At 61.1% G+C, this 17219-nt stretch carries 14 protein-coding genes and 1 tRNA gene; 10 read left to right on the top strand and 5 right to left on the bottom strand.

Annotated features, from left to right (window positions below):
- Positions 1-70: 70 nt before the first annotated feature.
- Positions 71-1293 (top strand): IS3 family transposase gene (locus tag E8E95_RS17265; RefSeq protein WP_280347810.1). Its coding sequence is split into 2 segments (ribosomal slippage): positions 71-416 and positions 416-1293, totalling 1224 coding nucleotides; the frame shifts between segments, so codons are not numbered across the junction.
- A 10-nt stretch (positions 1294-1303) separates the two neighbouring features.
- Entirely contained in the window at positions 1304-1552 is a 249-nt protein-coding gene (locus tag E8E95_RS17260; protein ID WP_280352162.1) for a hypothetical protein, read from the top strand.
- 1448 nt (positions 1553-3000) lie between these two features.
- Here E8E95_RS17260 and E8E95_RS17255 read toward each other — a convergent pair.
- Positions 3001-3077: transfer RNA gene (locus tag E8E95_RS17255), tRNA-Val, on the bottom strand.
- A gap of 184 nt (positions 3078-3261) precedes the next feature.
- Here E8E95_RS17255 and E8E95_RS17250 point away from each other — a divergent pair.
- Complete coding sequence (locus tag E8E95_RS17250; RefSeq protein WP_280352160.1) at positions 3262-4545, top strand: FAD-binding oxidoreductase; 1284 nt, start codon at positions 3262-3264, stop codon at positions 4543-4545.
- A gap of 59 nt (positions 4546-4604) precedes the next feature.
- On the opposite strand, the gene E8E95_RS17245 is transcribed toward E8E95_RS17250, so the two are convergent.
- Entirely contained in the window at positions 4605-5273 is a 669-nt protein-coding gene (locus E8E95_RS17245) for a PA2778 family cysteine peptidase (RefSeq protein WP_280352158.1), read from the bottom strand.
- Between the two features lie 315 nt (positions 5274-5588).
- Here E8E95_RS17245 and E8E95_RS17240 point away from each other — a divergent pair, with 315 nt between their 5' ends.
- From E8E95_RS17240 to E8E95_RS17220, 5 genes are all read left to right on the top strand, one after another.
- Positions 5589-5858 carry a hypothetical protein gene (locus E8E95_RS17240; protein WP_077526025.1) on the top strand — a complete coding sequence of 90 codons (270 nt, stop codon included), beginning with the start codon at positions 5589-5591 and terminating at the stop codon, positions 5856-5858.
- Positions 5859-6043: 185 nt separating this feature from the next.
- Entirely contained in the window at positions 6044-6751 is a 708-nt protein-coding gene (locus tag E8E95_RS17235; RefSeq protein ID WP_280352156.1) for a DUF421 domain-containing protein, read from the top strand.
- Positions 6748-7785, top strand: coding sequence for a DNA topoisomerase IB (locus tag E8E95_RS17230; protein ID WP_280352154.1), 1038 nt, complete (start codon positions 6748-6750; stop codon positions 7783-7785). The genes E8E95_RS17235 and E8E95_RS17230 overlap by 4 nt, the downstream gene beginning before the upstream one ends.
- Before the next feature lie 88 nt (positions 7786-7873).
- Positions 7874-8881 carry a DJ-1/PfpI family protein gene (locus E8E95_RS17225; RefSeq protein ID WP_280352152.1) on the top strand — a complete coding sequence of 336 codons (1008 nt, stop codon included), beginning with the start codon at positions 7874-7876 and terminating at the stop codon, positions 8879-8881.
- A 10-nt stretch (positions 8882-8891) separates the two neighbouring features.
- A complete protein-coding gene (locus tag E8E95_RS17220) occupies positions 8892-9134 on the top strand; it encodes a DUF1272 domain-containing protein (RefSeq protein ID WP_280352150.1) in 243 nt (80 codons plus the stop codon).
- A 60-nt stretch (positions 9135-9194) separates the two neighbouring features.
- Here E8E95_RS17220 and nfuA read toward each other — a convergent pair whose 3' ends face one another.
- Both nfuA and E8E95_RS17210 read right to left on the bottom strand, forming a co-directional pair.
- Positions 9195-9779, bottom strand: coding sequence for a Fe-S biogenesis protein NfuA (nfuA, locus tag E8E95_RS17215; RefSeq protein WP_280352148.1), 585 nt, complete (start codon positions 9777-9779; stop codon positions 9195-9197).
- Positions 9780-9873: 94 nt separating this feature from the next.
- Entirely contained in the window at positions 9874-12120 is a 2247-nt protein-coding gene (locus E8E95_RS17210; protein ID WP_280352169.1) for a fatty acid cis/trans isomerase, read from the bottom strand.
- 212 nt (positions 12121-12332) lie between these two features.
- Here E8E95_RS17210 and metH point away from each other — a divergent pair, with 212 nt between their 5' ends.
- Positions 12333-16025 (top strand): methionine synthase, encoded by a 3693-nt coding sequence (gene metH / locus E8E95_RS17205; protein ID WP_280352146.1) that lies wholly within the window; start codon positions 12333-12335, stop codon positions 16023-16025.
- Positions 16026-16104: 79 nt separating this feature from the next.
- Here metH and E8E95_RS17200 read toward each other — a convergent pair whose 3' ends face one another.
- Complete coding sequence (locus tag E8E95_RS17200) at positions 16105-16398, bottom strand: DUF1883 domain-containing protein (RefSeq protein ID WP_280352144.1); 294 nt, start codon at positions 16396-16398, stop codon at positions 16105-16107.
- Positions 16399-16570: 172 nt separating this feature from the next.
- On the opposite strand from E8E95_RS17200, the gene E8E95_RS17195 reads away from it, so the two are divergent.
- The gene (locus E8E95_RS17195; protein ID WP_280352142.1) at positions 16571-17179 is read left to right on the top strand and encodes a hypothetical protein; all 609 of its coding nucleotides are present in this window, start codon (positions 16571-16573) and stop codon (positions 17177-17179) included.
- Positions 17180-17219 lie beyond the last annotated feature (40 nt).

Below are 17219 nucleotides of genomic sequence, written 5' to 3'. Positions count from 1 at the left end.
TGAACGAGCCCCTTGAAACACAGGACACCGTTTCCCCCTTACCATAAGGGATAGGCAAACGACTGTGTTTATGACTACCAGCAAAGACAAAACCATCGAAGTGCTCGGCCAGGAGCGGCGTCGCCGCTGGAGCGTCGAGGAAAAACTGGCCATGGTGCGCGAGAGTCTCGAGCCCGGGCAAAGCGTCTCGGTGGTGGCCCGGCGCAACGGCATCAACCCCAACCAACTGTTCCACTGGCGCAAGCTCTACCAGGACGGCAGCCTCTCGGCGGTCAGTGCCGGTGAAGCGGTGGTGCCCGCCTCCGAGTTGGCCGATGCCCTCAAGCAGATCCGCGAACTGCAACGGATGCTGGGCAAGAAGACCATGGAGGCCGAGATCCTCAAGGAAGCGGTGGAGATCGCCCGCTCGCGAAAATGGATTGCGCACTCACCCTTGTTGCCGGGGGACGACCAGTGAAGGCGGTCAGTGAGAGTCTCGGTGTGGCGCGCTCGCAATTGACGGCTCGACTCAAACAACCCGCTCCAGGGCTGCGGCCTCGTCGGCGCCGAGCGTTCAACGATGTGACCTTGGTCGAGCAGATCCAGCAGGCAGTCGGCGCCCTGCCCAGCTATGGCTATCGTCGGATCTGGGGTCTGTTGCGTCGGCAGCATGAGCAACAGGCCCTGCCACCGGTCAACGTGAAGCGGGTTTACCGCGTCATGCGTGATCACGATCTGTTGCTGGAACGCCGTCGCAAGCAGCCGGGTGTGGCGCGGCGTCACGAAGGTCGTGTCGCCGTGGATACAAGCAACACCCGCTGGTGTTCGGATGGCTTCGAGTTCCGCTGCGAGGATGGTGACAAACTGCGCGTGACCTTCGCTCTGGACTGCTGCGACCGCGAAGCCATCAGTTGGGTGGCCAGCCCACACGGCTACAGTGGCGACGATGTCCGCGACGTGATGCTGGAAGCCGTCGAGCAACGCTTCGGTAGCGAGCTGCCTGCGTCGCCGGTGCAATGGCTGAGCGATAACGGCTCGGCCTATACCGCCGAACAGACCCGGGTCTTTGCCCGGCAGATCGGCCTGCTACCTCTGACAACACCGGTGTGCAGCCCACAGAGCAACGGGATGGCGGAGAGCTTCGTGAAGACCATGAAGCGCGACTATATCCGCCACATGCCCAAGCCCGATCGAGCGACGGCCCTGCGCAACCTGGCCATCGCCTTCGAGCATTACAACGAGGAACATCCGCACAGCGCACTGAACTACCGCTCACCTCGGGAGTTCAGACGCTTGGCTGAGGCATCAACTTAACGGGGTACCGGTGTCCGGTTTGATAGGGGCAAGTCCATGGCAAGATGTTGCTATTGAAGTCTTGAAGAAAGGCACCGAAGAACATAACTACTCTGCGGTAAAGGAACTGCTCAAGGCTGTAGGCATTACTCGACCAGTAGGTAGGCCACCTAAGGCAGAAGTAGAAAGACATATAGCGGTAGAAGCAAAGATTGCTGCGGACTATCAGAAGGACTTAGATAGGATGAACTCTATCCATCCACTGAAAGCGGTAAATTGAGAGGAATTATTTATTAAGACAAAGGGGCAGCATAGCCTTTCAGAAGGCATGACCACTTCTGACCTATGCGTTAGATGAATCTAACTGCCCTTTTAGGGTGCGCCAACAGTCACCTGCTAGGCCTTTCTTCAATGGGGGCCACGCCCGACATTGCCCAACTATTCGGTAGTGGTTCCCGTCCAAGCGTACTAAGCCCCTGCTTGGATATGGCTTATGCCTATGCGTCGACATATGACGGGGCTCTACCAACTGTGCCGTAGTCACTTAGAGCTTTCACTTAGAACTACGCCATTCAAGGCTGCGCCCTAAGGTACTTACACCTCATGCCCGATGCTTGCCATCGAGTACAGTTGGTGATTGCTGATCTTCGATCAACCTTCACAGGGCCCGTTTGCCCGAAGGGCTTTATATACCCGATTCACAAACATTGCAACGGGCTACAAAAAAGTAACTTGATAATCCACTACCACCAGCTCAACACCTTCCGCTAAACGCTTATACCGATTGGTTGCGTCCAACATATCACCCAGTTTAACTCCCGGACCTCGCTTGAAAGACCCAAATGCAGCATCGCTGAAGCACCCCACTCGGGAGCGGAAGGGCTTTACCACCCCTGTGAATGCATACCCTTTACCATCAAGAATGTTTCGACTATCCCCATCTCGCCAACCCTCCAATTTGACAGTGACCCGAGCAACCCTCTGAAAGGTGTAATTGCTCACTGAAATCTGAATAGGCGACTCCGAAGGACACCAATGATCGTCCTGACCGCTCAGGCTAGCTGTCACCTTCACCCCATAAAGCTGACTCAGCGCCACACCCGCCACAAGAGCCACCCCAGCAGCAGCGGCCGCTCCCTTTCCGAAGAGTTTCCAGCCCATATCACCACCCCCATCCATCCCTGCGAGAGCATATAGCCATCACGCACAAGACACGGAATTTCTTCTAGAAAATCTTGAGCGGCAATGTACATATAGGAAGCTCCCCCATATCCCCCTCCCTACCCCACCAGCAGCTAGCCCAGGATTTGCCATTGCAAAGCAATGAGCATTGAGCGGCCAAGCAAGCCCCTACGCTCTCGTATCAGCGTTGGTTGCGTCTCGCCCATGGCGTTATGGGGGATGAAGGATTACGCATTGCATACGAGCTTCTAGCACCCATCGAAGGCACATAGCTCAGCTGGATAGAGCTACCTGAGCGCAGCGATTCGGGGCGAATGCAATGAGTCCCACCTTAACTAGGTGGGGGATTCCCTAGGAGGATCAATAAGTTAGCTACCAGTTTTCACACTGAGAGCTGTGAAGGAGGGGCTTGGAGGCAGTGAAAGCAGACGTTCACATTGCCCCGTGTGAACGAGGCCTGTAAATTGTGAAGGTTTTCTAGGGGCAAACAAAAAAGGCAACCCTCTCGGATTGCCTTTTCTGCACCGCGCAATGCGGCTTTCGATTTGGTAGGCACAATTGGACTCGAACCAACGACCCCCACCATGTCAAGGTGGTGCTCTAACCAACTGAGCTATGTGCCTTCGATGGGTGCGCATTCTACGGACTGAGTTTTTCCTGTCAACACCTTTTTCCGCTAACTCTCTGAAAAAGTGGATTTTTTACTGTTCAGTGCCTCGTTGAATATTTTGCACAGAGGCTAGCCGGCCCGTTTCAACTCAGGTAGGATCACCACATCTGTAAAAAATAAAAAACAGAGATTCCATTATGACGCACACTCCCTACCCCCAGTCCTATTACGCGTTCTCGGCCAACCCGGTACCGGCACGCCCTGAACTGCAAGGTGAGATCGAAACCGACGTCTGCATTATTGGTGCAGGCTACACCGGTCTCTCCACCGCCCTCTTCCTTCTGGAGAACGGTTTCAAGGTCACCGTCCTCGAGGCTGCGAAGGTGGGCTTCGGCGCATCCGGTCGTAACGGCGGCCAGATCGTCAACAGCTACAGCCGCGACATCGATGCTATCGAGCGCACCGCGAATCCGAAGAACGCCAAGCTGATGGCTGACATGGCATTCGAAGGCGGCCGCATCATTCGCGACCGCATCAGCAAGTACAACATTCAGTGCGACCTGAAGGATGGCGGCGTGTTCGCAGCCTTCACCAAGAAGCAGATGGCGCACCTGGAATCCCAGAAGAAACTGTGGGAGCGCTTCGGCCACAACCAACTGGAATTGCTGGACGCCAAGGGCATCCGCAAAGTGGCGGCGACCGACAACTATATTGGCGGCATGCTGGACATGAGCGGCGGTCACATCCATCCGCTCAACCTGGCACTGGGCGAAGCCGCAGCCATCGAGTCCCTGGGTGGCGTGATTTACGAGCAGAGCCCTGCGACCCGCATCGAGCGTGGCGCCAATCCGGTGATCCACACCCCGAAAGGCCGCGTGAAGGCGAAATTCGTGGTGGTAGCCGGCAACGCCTACATGGGCAACCTGGTTCCCGAACTGGCCAGCAAATCCATGCCTTGCGGCACCCAGGTGGTCACCACCGAGCCGCTGTCGGATGAACTGGCCAAGTCCCTGCTGCCGCAGGACTACTGCGTCGAGGACTGCAACTACCTGCTGGACTACTACCGTCTTTCCGGCGACAAGCGCCTGATCTACGGCGGCGGCGTGGTATACGGTGCCCGTGACCCGGCGAACATCGAAGCCATCATCCGTCCGAAGCTGCTGAAGACCTTCCCGCAGCTGAAGAACGTGAAGATCGACTTCGCCTGGACCGGTAACTTCCTGCTGACCCTGTCGCGCCTGCCCCAGGTCGGCCGGATCGGCGACAACATCTACTACTCCCAGGGCTGCAGCGGCCACGGCGTCACCTACACCCACATCGCTGGCAAGGTGATCGCCGAAACCCTGCGTGGCCAGGCCGAGCGCTTCGACGCTTTCGCCAGCCTGCCGCACTACCCCTTCCCGGGTGGCCGCGTGTTCCGCGTGCCCTTCACCGCGATGGGTGCCTGGTACTACACCATGCGCGACAAGCTGGGCGTCTGATCCGCCTGCAAATGAAAACGGCGCCCTGGGGCGCCGTTTTTTATTTCCGCGATTGCCGATCAGGGCATCTGCAAGCGCGCCATCTTCGCGGCATTGACCTGGCCAGCCGCAGCAAGCTCATCGGCCGCCTTCAGCCAGCGAGCCCTCTCCACCGATGCCGGCAACTGATTCGGCGCCTGCACCAGCACTGCCCAATGACCTGCTTCCGCCCAACCCGACTCGAACTCACGGAAGCTCATCAGGGCGCGGCGCTTGTGGCCATGACGCAGCAGCACCTGCTGGTTGGCGCGGTCGTAACCGATCAGCAACGCGTAGCGCCAGGACGGCATCCAGCCAAACCCTTCGCGCAGATGCACGAGCACCGGATTGCCCGCCGCCACTTGCTCCAGCAGATCGTCTATCCGGCTACCCAGTGGATAGACCACAAGACCATGCTTGCGCGCCGTCTCCGCCAGCCCCTCGCGGAGGGAAGCTTCCTTCTGCGGCAGTTGCAGTTCCTTTTCGATCATGCCCGGCGTGACCTCGTCACCCTGCTGGGTCAGCAAGGCCGCCAATGAAGCCGGCGCGCTCTGATAGGCGTTCTGAGCGAAGAACGGGACACCGCTCAATTCCACCCGTTCCGGCCCCGAGCGCAGTTTCGGTGACAGCGGCTGAGCGCCACAGCCGGCCAACACGGCAATGCAAGTGGCCACAAGGATGGGACGAAACAGACGGCTCAGGACGGGCACGGCAACACTCGCTGTAAGCAACCTAGAACGGCCGTTGATGATACTGGCAGGAGCCCGGGCGGTACATCGCGAGAGGAATCGGACCCGATTCGGGACAATGCCGAGTGCACCCTGTATACCCAGTCCCACGAGAAAAACGCACAACGGCCGGTACAAAAATCGCTTACCCATTCATTTCAGCGACAAAAACTTAGTTTTTCACGACGTGCTGTGACTTATCGGTCGAGTCTCGCCATCCACATTCACGACGGTGCAATAAAGGTCTGAAGCTGCGCCGTCACCTTCATTGGGCACAATATGGAGAGACCCCCTCCCATGAATACTCCGCTGCGTTTCAACGAAGCACTGATCATTACCGGCCGTGCATTCAAACCCTTCCAGTGCGTTGCCTGGGCTTTGCAAGACGGCACCGGCGAACTCAGCATCAGCGTGATCGACCGTACCAACACCCGTCTTCTCGGCCGCTCGAAGATTCCCAGCAGCACCTATTCCGACCCGGAACAACTGGCGAGCATCCTCGAACAATCCCGCGAGGAACTGAGCCGCAAGGGTTACGACCTCGAACCCTGGTCGATGCCTGAGTAAAGGCTTCAGCGCCAGTGCCCAATGCGCGGCGAGCAGGCCTGACCTGCTCGCTCCGGCAAGTTTTCCCCCACGCTTCCCCCTCCTCGCTCGTGCCGCCCGGCCAATGCATGGCGCAAGTCGCCTGAATCCACGGTCTATCCCAGTACTGCCCCGTAAAGCCCTGCTGCGCGCAAGGAGCGGACTGGATGAATCCATTCGACTGGCAACGCATGCTGCTCCACGAGTTTCCCCTCGGATTCCTCGGCGAAGTGATGCTGCGGTCGTTGTTCGCCTTCATCGTCGTCTTCGCGTTCCTCCGACTCTCAGGACGGCGCGGTGTCCGCCAGATTTCGCTGTTCGAAGTCCTGGTCATCCTCACCCTCGGCTCCGCCGCCGGCGATGTGTCGTTCTACGAGGATGTCCCGCTCCTGCCCATACTCGCGGTGTTCGTCACACTGCTCGGTCTTTATCGCCTCACCACCTACGCCATGGAGCGCAACGCACAATTTGGCGCCTGGATGGAAGGCAAGCCGGTGGTGATCATCAAGGACGGGCTCTACGACACCGAAGCGCTCGGACGGAAGAACATCGCCAGTGACGAGTTCTTCATGGAGCTGCGTCGACAGAATGTCGAGCACCTTGGTCAGGTCCGCCTGGGGATACTCGAGGTCAATGGTGATGTCAGCCTCTACTATTTCGACGAGAGCGAAACGCGCCCCGGCCTTTCCGTCCTGCCACCTTGTCTGCGTCGTGACCACGCGCGGATTCCCTCCGACGGCCTCTACTCCTGCAACCATTGCGGCATGACCAGCCAGCAACGCGCCGGCGAAAAGCCGTCCTGCCAGCATTGCAACAACGACACCTGGTCAATGTCCATCGGCCGCAAGCGCCTGGCCTCGGCGACCCGCCCATGACAGAACGCAACAACCCGGACTGCCCCATCGACCTGCCCGCGCGGTTGCGCTATGTCGACGACGGGATGCCCGGAATTCGACGGCGCCGACTGCGCGGACGCTTCATTTACCTCGACCCGGACGGCGTGCGGATCCACGACCCGGACGAGGTGCACCGCATCAATCAGCTCGCCATCCCGCCTGCCTATCGTGATGTCTGGATCTGTCCGGACCCGAACGGGCATCTCCAGGCCACCGGTCGAGACGCCCGAGGGCGCAAGCAGTACCGCTATCACCCCTTGTGGAACGAGAACCGGAACAGCGCCAAGTACGAGCGCCTGCTGAGTTTCGGCAGCGCACTGCCCCAACTGCGCGCCAGGATCGACAAGCACCTCGGCGAAACGGGAATGGGGCGAGACAAGGTCATGGCCACCGTCGTCGCCTTGCTTGATGAGACGCTGATTCGGGTCGGCAATCGACGCTACGCACGGGAGAACAAATCCTATGGGCTGACCACCCTGCGCAATCGCCACATCAACGTAAACGGCAGCCAGATCCGCTTCAGCTTCAAGGGCAAGAGCGGCATCGAGCATGACGTGAGCCTGACCAGCCCACGCCTGGCAAGGATCCTTCGACGCTGCCTGGACCTACCCGGGCAGCAGCTTTTCCAGTACCTCGATGAAGACGGCCAACGGCACTCGGTCGGTTCCCATGACGTCAACGACTTCCTGCGCAGCCAGGCCAGCGGCGAGTTCACGGCCAAGGACTACCGAACCTGGGCCGGCAGCGCCTTGGCTCTGGAAGCGTTGCGCAAAGTAGCCCAAAGCACCCCGGAAAATCCCACCCAGCACGTAACAGAGATGGTCAAACAGGTCGCCCAACGCCTGGGCAACACCCCGGCCATTTGCCGCAAGTGCTATATCCATCCCGCCGTAGTCGACGCCTTCCTCACTGGCGAACTGGTCGGCTGCAAGCGACCACGCAAGCGCAAGGGCATGAGCCCGGAAGAAGTCGCCCTGCTTCAGTTTCTCCAGACCCGACAAACGAGCGGTTGAGCCTTTTGGCGAGATTTGTGGGCTTATTGTCGTTGTCGCCAGAACACGCTCGCAGCAGACTGGAGCCATCTTTCCTGCCGAGCCGGTCATGGACGCTATCCGCCACATCGCCTGCCTCACCTTCGCCGACGTCATGAGCCTGGACGTGACCGGTCCGCTGCAGGTGTTCGCCTCAGCCAACGACGAGCGTGCACGCCATGGCCTTCCGCCTTGCTATGGAATCCACGTGCTGGGCCCCAACGCGGGACCGGTGAAGACCTCCGCCGGCTTCGCCCTGGTGGCCGATCGGGCGTGGCGCGAGGTGGACCCGGCCAGCCTGGATACGCTGCTCGTTCCTGGCGGAATGGACATGGGAAGCCAATGCAAGGAAGGGCAACTGCTGGATTGGTTGCGGAATGCGGAGCCCCAGGTGCGGCGCTTCGGCTCAATCTGTTCGGGCGCACTGATCCTGGCCGCAGCGGAACTGCTGGATGGCCGCCAGGCCACCACCCACTGGGCGGACGTAGCAGCGCTGAGCTGCCATGAGGAAGTCGACGTGCACGGCGATCGGCTGCACACCTATGACCCCACAGGCCAGGATGGCGACCCCCACATCTTCACCTCGGCCGGCGTTACCGCCGGCATCGATCTGGCACTGGCATTGGTGGAAGCCGACCTAGGCCGTCCGATGGCACTGGCGATCGCCCGGCGGCTGGTCCTGTTCCTGCGACGCCCCGGAGGTCAGACGCAGTTCAGCGCACTGCTAACGCCGGAACCCAGCCGCACGCCCAAGTTGGCGGCTCTATTGGAATGGATTCCGGCCAACCTGGGCGCCGACCTGTCGCTGCAAGCGCTGGCCGCCCAGGCGAAGATGGCACCGCGCAGCCTGTCGCGCACCTTCGCTCAGGAACTGGGCGTGGGGCCCGGAAAGTATGTGGAACGGGTTCGGCTGGAAGCGGCCCGCACCCTACTGCAAGACTCCCAGGCCTCCATCGCCACCGTGGCGCGCCTGACCGGCTTCGGCCACCCGGAAAACCTCCGGCGCACCTTTCATAAGCACCTGTCCGTGGGCCCGCAGGAATACGCGGAACGCTTCGGACGCTCCACCACCGATTGAGGACCTGGCCATGCTCGAACTACGCCCCAACTGCGAATGCTGCGACAAGGACTTGCCCCCCGACTCCGAGCAGGCGCTGATCTGCTCATTCGAATGCACCTTCTGCCGGGACTGCACCGACCAGCACCTGCACGGCACCTGCCCCAACTGCGGCGGCGAACTGGTGCGGCGCCCCATTCGCCCCAAGACGAAACTGGCGAAATTCCCCGCCTCCGCTCAACGCGTCCTGAAGCCTGCCGGCTGCCCGGTCTAAGCTGAACGCCGACCATGAAAAAGGCGACCCGGGGGTCGCCTTTTTCATATCGCCACTACCTCAGTAGTAGGCGTTTTCCTTGTTGCTGTGATCGGTGACGTCACGTACGCCCTTCAGCTCCGGAATACGCTCCATCAGGGTCTTTTCGACGCCATCCTTCAGCGTCATGTCGACCATGCCACAGCCTTGGCAACCGCCGCCGAACTTCAGCACGGCGATGCCTTCTTCAACGACATCCACCAGGCTTACCTGACCGCCGTGGCTGGCCAGACCGGGGTTGATTTCGGTCTGCAGGTAATAGTTGATGCGCTCGGTGATCGGGCTGTCTTCATTGACCATCGGCACCTTGGCATTCGGCGCCTTGATGGTCAGCTGGCCGCCCATACGGTCGGTGGCGTAATCCACCACGGCGTCATCCAGGAAGGGTTCGCTCACGCCATCGATCCAGGCGGTGAAAGAAGCCAGCGCAACCGCATTGTCCTCGGGCTTCTGCTCGCCCGGCTTGCAGTAGGCAATGCAGGTTTCGGCGTACTGGGTACCGGGCTGGGTAATGAAGATACGAATGCCGATGCCCGGGGTGTTCTGCTTCTCCAGCAGGTCAGCCAGATAATCCTGGGCAGCTTGGGTAATGGTGATGGCGCTCATGGCAACTCCTCGCAAACATGGGCGCAGTGTACGCCAAAGGGGAACGGGGGTTAAAGCCTTACCAATTTGGTAGGAATTATTCTCGTCCAGTGTCTCAAAGGTTCTGATAGCGATTCATATCCAGTTCGCCGGCCTCGATGGGCTCGGTTTCGCGGATGTAGCCCGCCAGATCATGGAAGTAAGTCCAGAACTGCGGGTGAGTGCGACGGATGCCCCAGCGTTCCAGCACCTTGTCGAACGCTGCTCCATCCTTCGCCTGTTCCAGGGCAGCAACGAAGGCTTCGGCGTCTCCCGCCTTGAGACTGAAGATGAAGTTCGGGTAGCTGGACAGCACGCCCGGATACAACGTCAGCGTGTCCAGGCCCGGCTGGTAGCGCAATGCCTCGCCCAGCATGAAGGCCACATTGCTATGGGCCCGGTTGCGCAAGAGGCTGTAGACCTCGCGCCGGCCGTCACTCAGTTCTACCCGGAGCAGCGTCGCTTCCGGCAATTGATCGATCACCTTGAGCCCCGCGGCCGGCCGGCTCACCAGCCTGCTGAGTACCTGCTCTGCATCCTGCAGATCAGGCGCTATGCCCGGTCTGTAGCAACGCCCGTCCTGGCACCGGTTGATCGGATCGGGCCGCGCATTGAGGCCCGCGTAGCGAGTCAGCAGTTCCTGGGCAAAGGCACGTTTCGGGTCCTTCTCGGGCAGCGCCAGCGCGCTGGGGGTGTCGCTGTCGATGCTCTGGTAGTCCAGCCACATCTTCACTTTGCCGCTGTTCTGGTACCAGTCGCCAAGCAGCGCGGTGCGAGACTCGGCCGGCATCAAGCGAAGGAAGTTGACCTCGGCACCGTTGCGGATCAGATCGAAGTACAGACGTGTCTGCGCCTGGTGGGAAACATTGCCGAACACGTCGAAGTTGACCACCAACTGGTAATAGGTGCGTTCGAGCAGCGGGTAGTCCATCCACCAGATAGTCTGCGGGATCTCGCCGATCAGCCCTTTGCGCACCGAGGCGCTGTCGTACTGGCGGAAAATGGACAACAGCGCGTTGTCGTTGCCCGTCCAGATATGCGACCAGCTCGGCACCGGCGCATCGGCGTAGGCCTCCATGCGCAGCGCTTCGTACTCGTTGCGCTTGTTGCGGTAGGCGCGCCACAGACCGGGTAGGTCGCCAATCTCATCGAACTGACCCGGCATCGCCAGCAGCGGGGTTGCCTGCTCGCGGTAGCTGGCATCGGTGATGTACAGGTCATGGCTCGGTGCCTGGAACAACGCCCAGAAGTTGTCGCGAATCACGTCGGTGGCGATCTGGCCCCGGCACACCGGGCCGCGAATGAAGGTCCGCACGAAATACTCGGCGTTATCCAGCATGAACTGGTAGCGCGCCTGTGCCGGGATGGCCTGGAAGGTTTCAAAAGGATTGGCACGGCGCTGGGCGCCGTAGCCCGGCACTTGATCCGCCACCCAGTCACCGGAATAGAAGAGCTCCTTGACCCGCGCCAGCTTCTTCGCGCTCAGCGGATAGGTGATATGGGTCTTGTGCACGATCACGCCCTGGATGGGCCAGAGGCGGTAGTAGAAGGTGTTGCCCGGGTCTTCATTGGGGCGGCGCGTGGCAATGGGGTCGATGGGCTGGCCGCTAGGCGTACGTGAGCGCACCAGCTGGAAGAAGTGGCCGGGCTCATCGCCCTCGAAATAGAGATGCGCGAGGAACAGGTGCTCGAACAGCCAGCGACCGACCAGCACTTCCCGCGCTCCCGGCGCGTTCAACAGCGCCTCCCACTTGGCTACCTGACGAGCCTCGGCAATGCTGGGCTGCACCACCTGCTCCTCCACCTTCGCGCCCTGCGCCAACCAGCGTTGCAGGGTCTGGTACTCCGCCTCGCTGAGACCAGTGACGGCGAACGGCATGCCGGCCTGTGCGTGCTTACGCGCGTAGTCGTCGAACTCTCCCGGCAAGGGGCACTGGTTCTGGCGGTTGATGCTGATGTCGAGCTCGACGGAAAGCTTCTCATTGGCCTTCGGCGGATTGCTGCGACCCAGCTCCAGCATCCTTGCCATCAGGGCAGCCTGGGCGCCATTGGCGTCGAGCACGGAATGGAAGCCCTTGCGCCGCCAGGCTTCGGCGCCCTGCGCATCGAAGTACAAGCGGGTGGTCGCCTGAGCCTTGGTACGGCCCCCGTCATACACCGGCAGCTTGCTGGCGCCCCGCGCGGCACCTTCGGCACTGCCCAGGTTGAGCTGGCACGGCGAGTCATAGCAGGCGTGGCAGGCCACGCACTTCTGGGTGAAGATCGGCTGGACGTCGCGACTGTAGGAGAGCTCCTCAGCCACTGTCGGGCGAATCCACAGCATGAACAGAACAAACAGGGCGACACGGGCACGCAACGACATGACTCGATCCATGAGGAGCAAATGTGCGGATTCTACTGACTTACGGGACAGGTCGGCGAACCGACCCCGCCGCCAACATGAACAGAATTCATGGAAACGGCGAACAAGCTAAAAAATACTAAGGTTTTGCTATCATCCTCGCCTTTGTTCACGCCACCCCTCAGGTAGTTCCCATGTCCGACCGCATCGCCCGCCAGCAAGCCCTGCAACAGGCGCTCAAAGAGCGCATCCTGATCCTCGACGGCGGCATGGGCACCATGATCCAGAGCTACAAGCTGCAGGAAGAGGACTACCGTGGCGAGCGCTTCGCGGATTGGCCGCAGGACGTCAAGGGCAACAACGACCTGCTGATCCTGAGCCGCCCGGACGTGATCGGCGCCATCGAAAAAGCCTACCTGGACGCCGGCGCCGATATCCTGGAAACCAACACCTTCAACGCCACCCAGGTGTCCCAGGCCGACTACGGCATGGAATCGCTGGTATACGAACTGAACGTCGAAGGCGCGCGACTGGCCCGCAAGGTCGCCGACGCCAAGACCCTGGAAACCCCGGATCGCCCGCGCTTCGTCGCCGGCGTACTCGGCCCGACCAGCCGCACCTGCTCGATCTCCCCGGACGTCAACGACCCCGGCTACCGCAACGTCACCTTCGACGAACTGGTGGAGAACTACACCGAGGCCACCAAGGGCCTGATCGAGGGCGGTGCCGACCTGATCCTGATCGAAACCATCTTCGACACCCTCAATGCCAAGGCGGCGATCTTCGCCGTGCAGGGCGTCTTCGAGGAAATCGGCTTCGAACTGCCGATCATGATCTCCGGCACCATCACCGACGCCTCCGGCCGCACCCTGTCCGGACAAACCACCGAAGCCTTCTGGAACTCGGTGAGCCATGCCAGGCCGATTTCCGTCGGCCTTAACTGCGCCCTGGGCGCCGCCGAGCTGCGCCCCTACCTGGCCGAACTCGCGGCCAAGGCCGGCACCCATGTTTCCGCGCACCCCAACGCGGGCTTGCCCAACGCCTTCGGCGAGTACGACGAAACCGCGGAACAGATGGCCGAGGTGGTGGAAGAGTTCGCCAAGAGCGGCTTCCTCAACATCATCGGCGGTTGCTGCGGCACCACCCCGGCGCACATCAAGGCGATTGCCGAGGCCGTGGCCAAGTACCCGCCACGCGTCATCCCGGAAATTCCCCGGGCCTGCCGCCTCTCGGGCCTGGAGCCGTTCACCATCGATCGCAGCTCCTTGTTCGTGAACGTCGGTGAGCGCACCAACATCACCGGTAGCGCCAAGTTCGCCCGACTGATCCGCGAGGAGAACTACACCGAAGCCCTGGAAGTCGCCCTGCAGCAGGTGGAAGCCGGCGCCCAGGTGATCGACATCAACATGGACGAGGGCATGCTCGACTCCAAGGCGGCGATGGTGAAGTTCCTCAACCTCATCGCCGGCGAGCCGGACATCTCCCGCGTGCCGATCATGATCGACTCCTCCAAGTGGGAAGTGATCGAGGCGGGCCTGAAGTGCATTCAGGGCAAGGGCATCGTCAACTCGATTTCCATGAAGGAAGGCGTCGAGCAGTTCAAGCATCACGCCAACCTGTGCAAGCGCTACGGCGCCGCCGTGGTGGTCATGGCCTTCGACGAAGTCGGCCAGGCCGACACCGCCGCGCGCAAGAAGGAAATCTGCCAGCGCAGCTACGACATCCTGGTCAACGAAGTGGGCTTCCCGCCGGAAGACATCATCTTCGACCCGAACATCTTCGCCGTCGCCACTGGCATCGAAGAGCACAACAACTACGCGGTGGACTTCATCGAAGCCTGCGCCTACATCCGCGACCAGTTGCCCTACGCGCTGTCGTCCGGCGGTGTGTCCAACGTGTCGTTCTCGTTCCGCGGCAACAACCCGGTCCGCGAGGCCATCCACTCGGTATTCCTCTACCACGCGATCAGGAACGGCCTGACGATGGGTATCGTCAACGCCGGCCAGCTGGAAATCTATGACGAGATCCCGGCCGAGCTGCGTGAAAAAGTCGAAGACGTGGTGCTCAACCGCAACCCCGACTCCACCGAGGCCCTGCTGGCCATCGCCGACAACTTCAAGGGCGGCGGCGCGGTGAAGGAAGCCGAGAACGAAGAGTGGCGCAGCTACCCCGTCGGCAAGCGCCTGGAACATGCGCTGGTCAAGGGCATCACCACCTTCATCGTCGAAGACACCGAAGAGTGCCGCCAGCAATGCGCGCGTCCGATCGAAGTGATCGAAGGCCCGCTGATGAGCGGCATGAACGTGGTCGGCGACCTGTTCGGCTCGGGCAAGATGTTCCTGCCCCAGGTGGTCAAGTCGGCCCGCGTGATGAAGCAGGCCGTGGCGCACCTGATCCCCTTCATCGAAGAGGAAAAAGGCGACAAGCCCGAAGCCAAGGGCAAGATCCTCATGGCCACCGTGAAAGGTGATGTGCATGACATCGGCAAGAACATCGTCGGCGTGGTGCTGGGTTGCAACGGCTACGACATCGTCGACCTGGGCGTGATGGTGCCGGCGGAGAAGATCCTGCAGACCGCCATCGCCGAGAAGTGCGACATCATCGGCCTTTCCGGCCTGATCACCCCGTCGCTGGACGAGATGGTCCACGTTGCCAAGGAAATGCAGCGCCAGGGCTTCAACCTGCCGCTGATGATCGGTGGCGCCACCACGTCCAAAGCCCATACCGCCGTGAAGATCGACCCGCAGTACAGCAATGACGCGGTGGTCTACGTGACCGACGCCTCTCGCGCCGTGGGCGTTGCCACCCAACTGCTGTCGAAGGAACTCAAGGCCGGCTTCGTCGAGAAGACCCGCATCGAGTACGCCGAAGTCCGCGAGCGCACTGCCGCCCGTGCCTCCCGCACCGAGCGCCTGGCCTATGCCGACGCCCTGGCCAACAAGCCGCAGTTCGACTGGAACAGCTACCGCGCCGCCAAGCCGAGCTTCACCGGCGCCCAGGTACTGGAGGACATCGACCTGGCCGTGCTGGCCCAGTACATCGACTGGACCCCCTTCTTCATTTCCTGGGACCTGGCCGGCAAGTACCCGCGCATCCTCACCGATGAGGTCGTGGGCGAAGCGGCCACTTCGCTGTTCAACGATGCCCAGGCCATGCTCAAGCAGCTGATCGACGGCAAGCAGATCAAGGCCCGTGCGGTGTTCGGCTTCTGGCCGGCCAACCAGGTAGATCACGATGACATCGAGGTCTACGACAGCCACGGCAAGCCCCTCGCCCGACTGCATCACCTGCGCCAGCAGACCATCAAGCCCGACAGCAAGCCGAACTTCTGCCTGTCCGACTACGTCGCACCCAAAGAGAGCGGCATCACCGACTACGTGGGCGGTTTCATCACCACTGCCGGCATCGGCGCCGAAGAACTGGCCAAGCAGTACGAAGCCAAGGGCGACGACTACAGCGCGATCATGGTCAAGGCACTGGCTGACCGCCTGGCCGAAGCCTGCGCGGAATGGCTGCACGAGCGCGTGCGCAAGGAATACTGGGGCTATGCGGCCGACGAGCAACTGACCAACGAGGCGCTGATCAAGGAGCAGTACAAGGGCATTCGCCCTGCTCCCGGCTACCCGGCCTGCCCGGACCACACCGAGAAAGGCACCCTCTTCCGCCTGCTCGACCCGCAAGGCGCTTCCGGCGTCACCCTCACCGAGCACTACGCAATGTTCCCGGCAGCTGCCGTCAGCGGTTGGTACTTCGCCCACCCGGACGCGCAGTATTTTGCCGTCGGCAAAGTCGAGCGCGACCAGATCGAGAGCTACAGTAAACGCAAGGGCCAGGACCAGACCGTGAGCGAGCGCTGGCTGTCGCCGAATCTGGGATACGAGAACTGATCCCACAAGAAAAGCCCAAAGCCCAAAGCCGAAAACGAAAAAAAGCCCCGCATTGGCGGGGCTTTTTCATACCTGGGGATCAACCCTTGGTACGCCTCACAAACTTGATTGACCACTCGAAGTTGGGCTTGCGCGTCACGCTGATGGCGCGGCGGCTGACGGTGTCGAGGGTGACGTTCCAGAAGCCGGTGCTGGGGACCGCGATCTTTGCCGGGAAGCGATCGAACGCGCCGCCGATGTAATTGTGGCGGGCACCATTCTTGAAGCTGCGGAAGTTCGCATCGTTCATCAGGCGGATGTTGCAGGTCTGCGAGCACTGGATGACGACCAGGTCTCCCTCGTTGAGGTGCTCACGTTGATGGATGAACTTCATTTACAGCTCCTGGATCACTGGATCGAACAGCGCGCCAGAATACCACGGAGGCAAATGTCGCCGCCTCGCCTACGCTGAATAAGCCGACCAGGCGGGATGCCCGGATGAAGATGGACGACCACCAGCCGCGCATCCAACCCACATGGAACCCGATAGACAAGGTGGACACGATATGCCCCATTCCCGCCACATCCCTGCGCTCGTGATGACAATCAGCCTGCTCGCGGGTTGCAGCAGCCATGCCGAGAACGACGGCCTGGAAGCGACCACCAGCACAGGTGAAGCCTACGCCCAGGGTGTACCCGGTAGCGTCGTCACCGAGACGGAACGAGTCTCGGCGGTCGTCACCGCCATCGACCATCAGAAACGGACCTTTACCCTCGAAGACGACAAGGGCAATCGCCAGACCTTCAACGCGGTGCCGGAAATGCGCAATTTCCCGCAGCTGAAAGTCGGTGACCGGGTCAATGCGGTGGTGACCCACGAGCGCGTCATCCAGCTGCGCGCGCCCAATGAGCCCCACGAGGACGGGGCTGCGGGCTTGGTGGCAACTGCACCCGAAGGCGACAAGCCGGGCATTCTGGCGGCTAATACCGTGGAAGTCACGGCGGTGGTCAAGGCCATCGACACCACGCAGCACACGGCCACCCTTGAGTTCGACGATGGCACGCGCAAGGTCGTGAGAGTGCGCCCCGACATCGATCTCAAGCCGTCCTACCTCAACCAGGAAGTGGTCATCCGGATGACCTCCGCATTCGCCATCAGCGTAGAGGCTCCCTGAAGTCCTAGAACCGGGCGCCTGGCGGGTCTGCCAGGGTTTC

The sequence above is a fragment of the Pseudomonas sp. BN414 genome, from assembly GCF_029871275.1.
Classification (GTDB): domain Bacteria; phylum Pseudomonadota; class Gammaproteobacteria; order Pseudomonadales; family Pseudomonadaceae; genus Metapseudomonas; species Metapseudomonas resinovorans_C.
The sequence above is the reverse complement of the archived record's forward strand: the minus strand, read 5'-3'. Positions and strand labels throughout refer to the sequence as shown.

Excerpts from the sequence above, each read along its gene's own strand:
- E8E95_RS17195 (WP_280352142.1), top strand. The coding sequence starts at position 16,571 with ATGCCCCATTCCCGCCACATCCCTGCGCTCGTGATGACAATCAGCCTG.
- nfuA (WP_280352148.1), bottom strand. The coding sequence starts at position 9,779 with ATGAGCGCCATCACCATTACCCAAGCTGCCCAGGATTATCTGGCTGAC.
- E8E95_RS17225 (WP_280352152.1), top strand. The coding sequence starts at position 7,874 with ATGGACGCTATCCGCCACATCGCCTGCCTCACCTTCGCCGACGTCATG.
- E8E95_RS17210 (WP_280352169.1), bottom strand. The coding sequence starts at position 12,120 with ATGCTGTGGATTCGCCCGACAGTGGCTGAGGAGCTCTCCTACAGTCGC.
- E8E95_RS17230 (WP_280352154.1), top strand. The coding sequence starts at position 6,748 with ATGACAGAACGCAACAACCCGGACTGCCCCATCGACCTGCCCGCGCGG.
- metH (WP_280352146.1), top strand. The coding sequence starts at position 12,333 with ATGTCCGACCGCATCGCCCGCCAGCAAGCCCTGCAACAGGCGCTCAAA.
- E8E95_RS17240 (WP_077526025.1), top strand. The coding sequence starts at position 5,589 with ATGAATACTCCGCTGCGTTTCAACGAAGCACTGATCATTACCGGCCGT.
- E8E95_RS17250 (WP_280352160.1), top strand. The coding sequence starts at position 3,262 with ATGACGCACACTCCCTACCCCCAGTCCTATTACGCGTTCTCGGCCAAC.
- E8E95_RS17235 (WP_280352156.1), top strand. The coding sequence starts at position 6,044 with ATGAATCCATTCGACTGGCAACGCATGCTGCTCCACGAGTTTCCCCTC.
- E8E95_RS17220 (WP_280352150.1), top strand. The coding sequence starts at position 8,892 with ATGCTCGAACTACGCCCCAACTGCGAATGCTGCGACAAGGACTTGCCC.
- E8E95_RS17200 (WP_280352144.1), bottom strand. The coding sequence starts at position 16,398 with ATGAAGTTCATCCATCAACGTGAGCACCTCAACGAGGGAGACCTGGTC.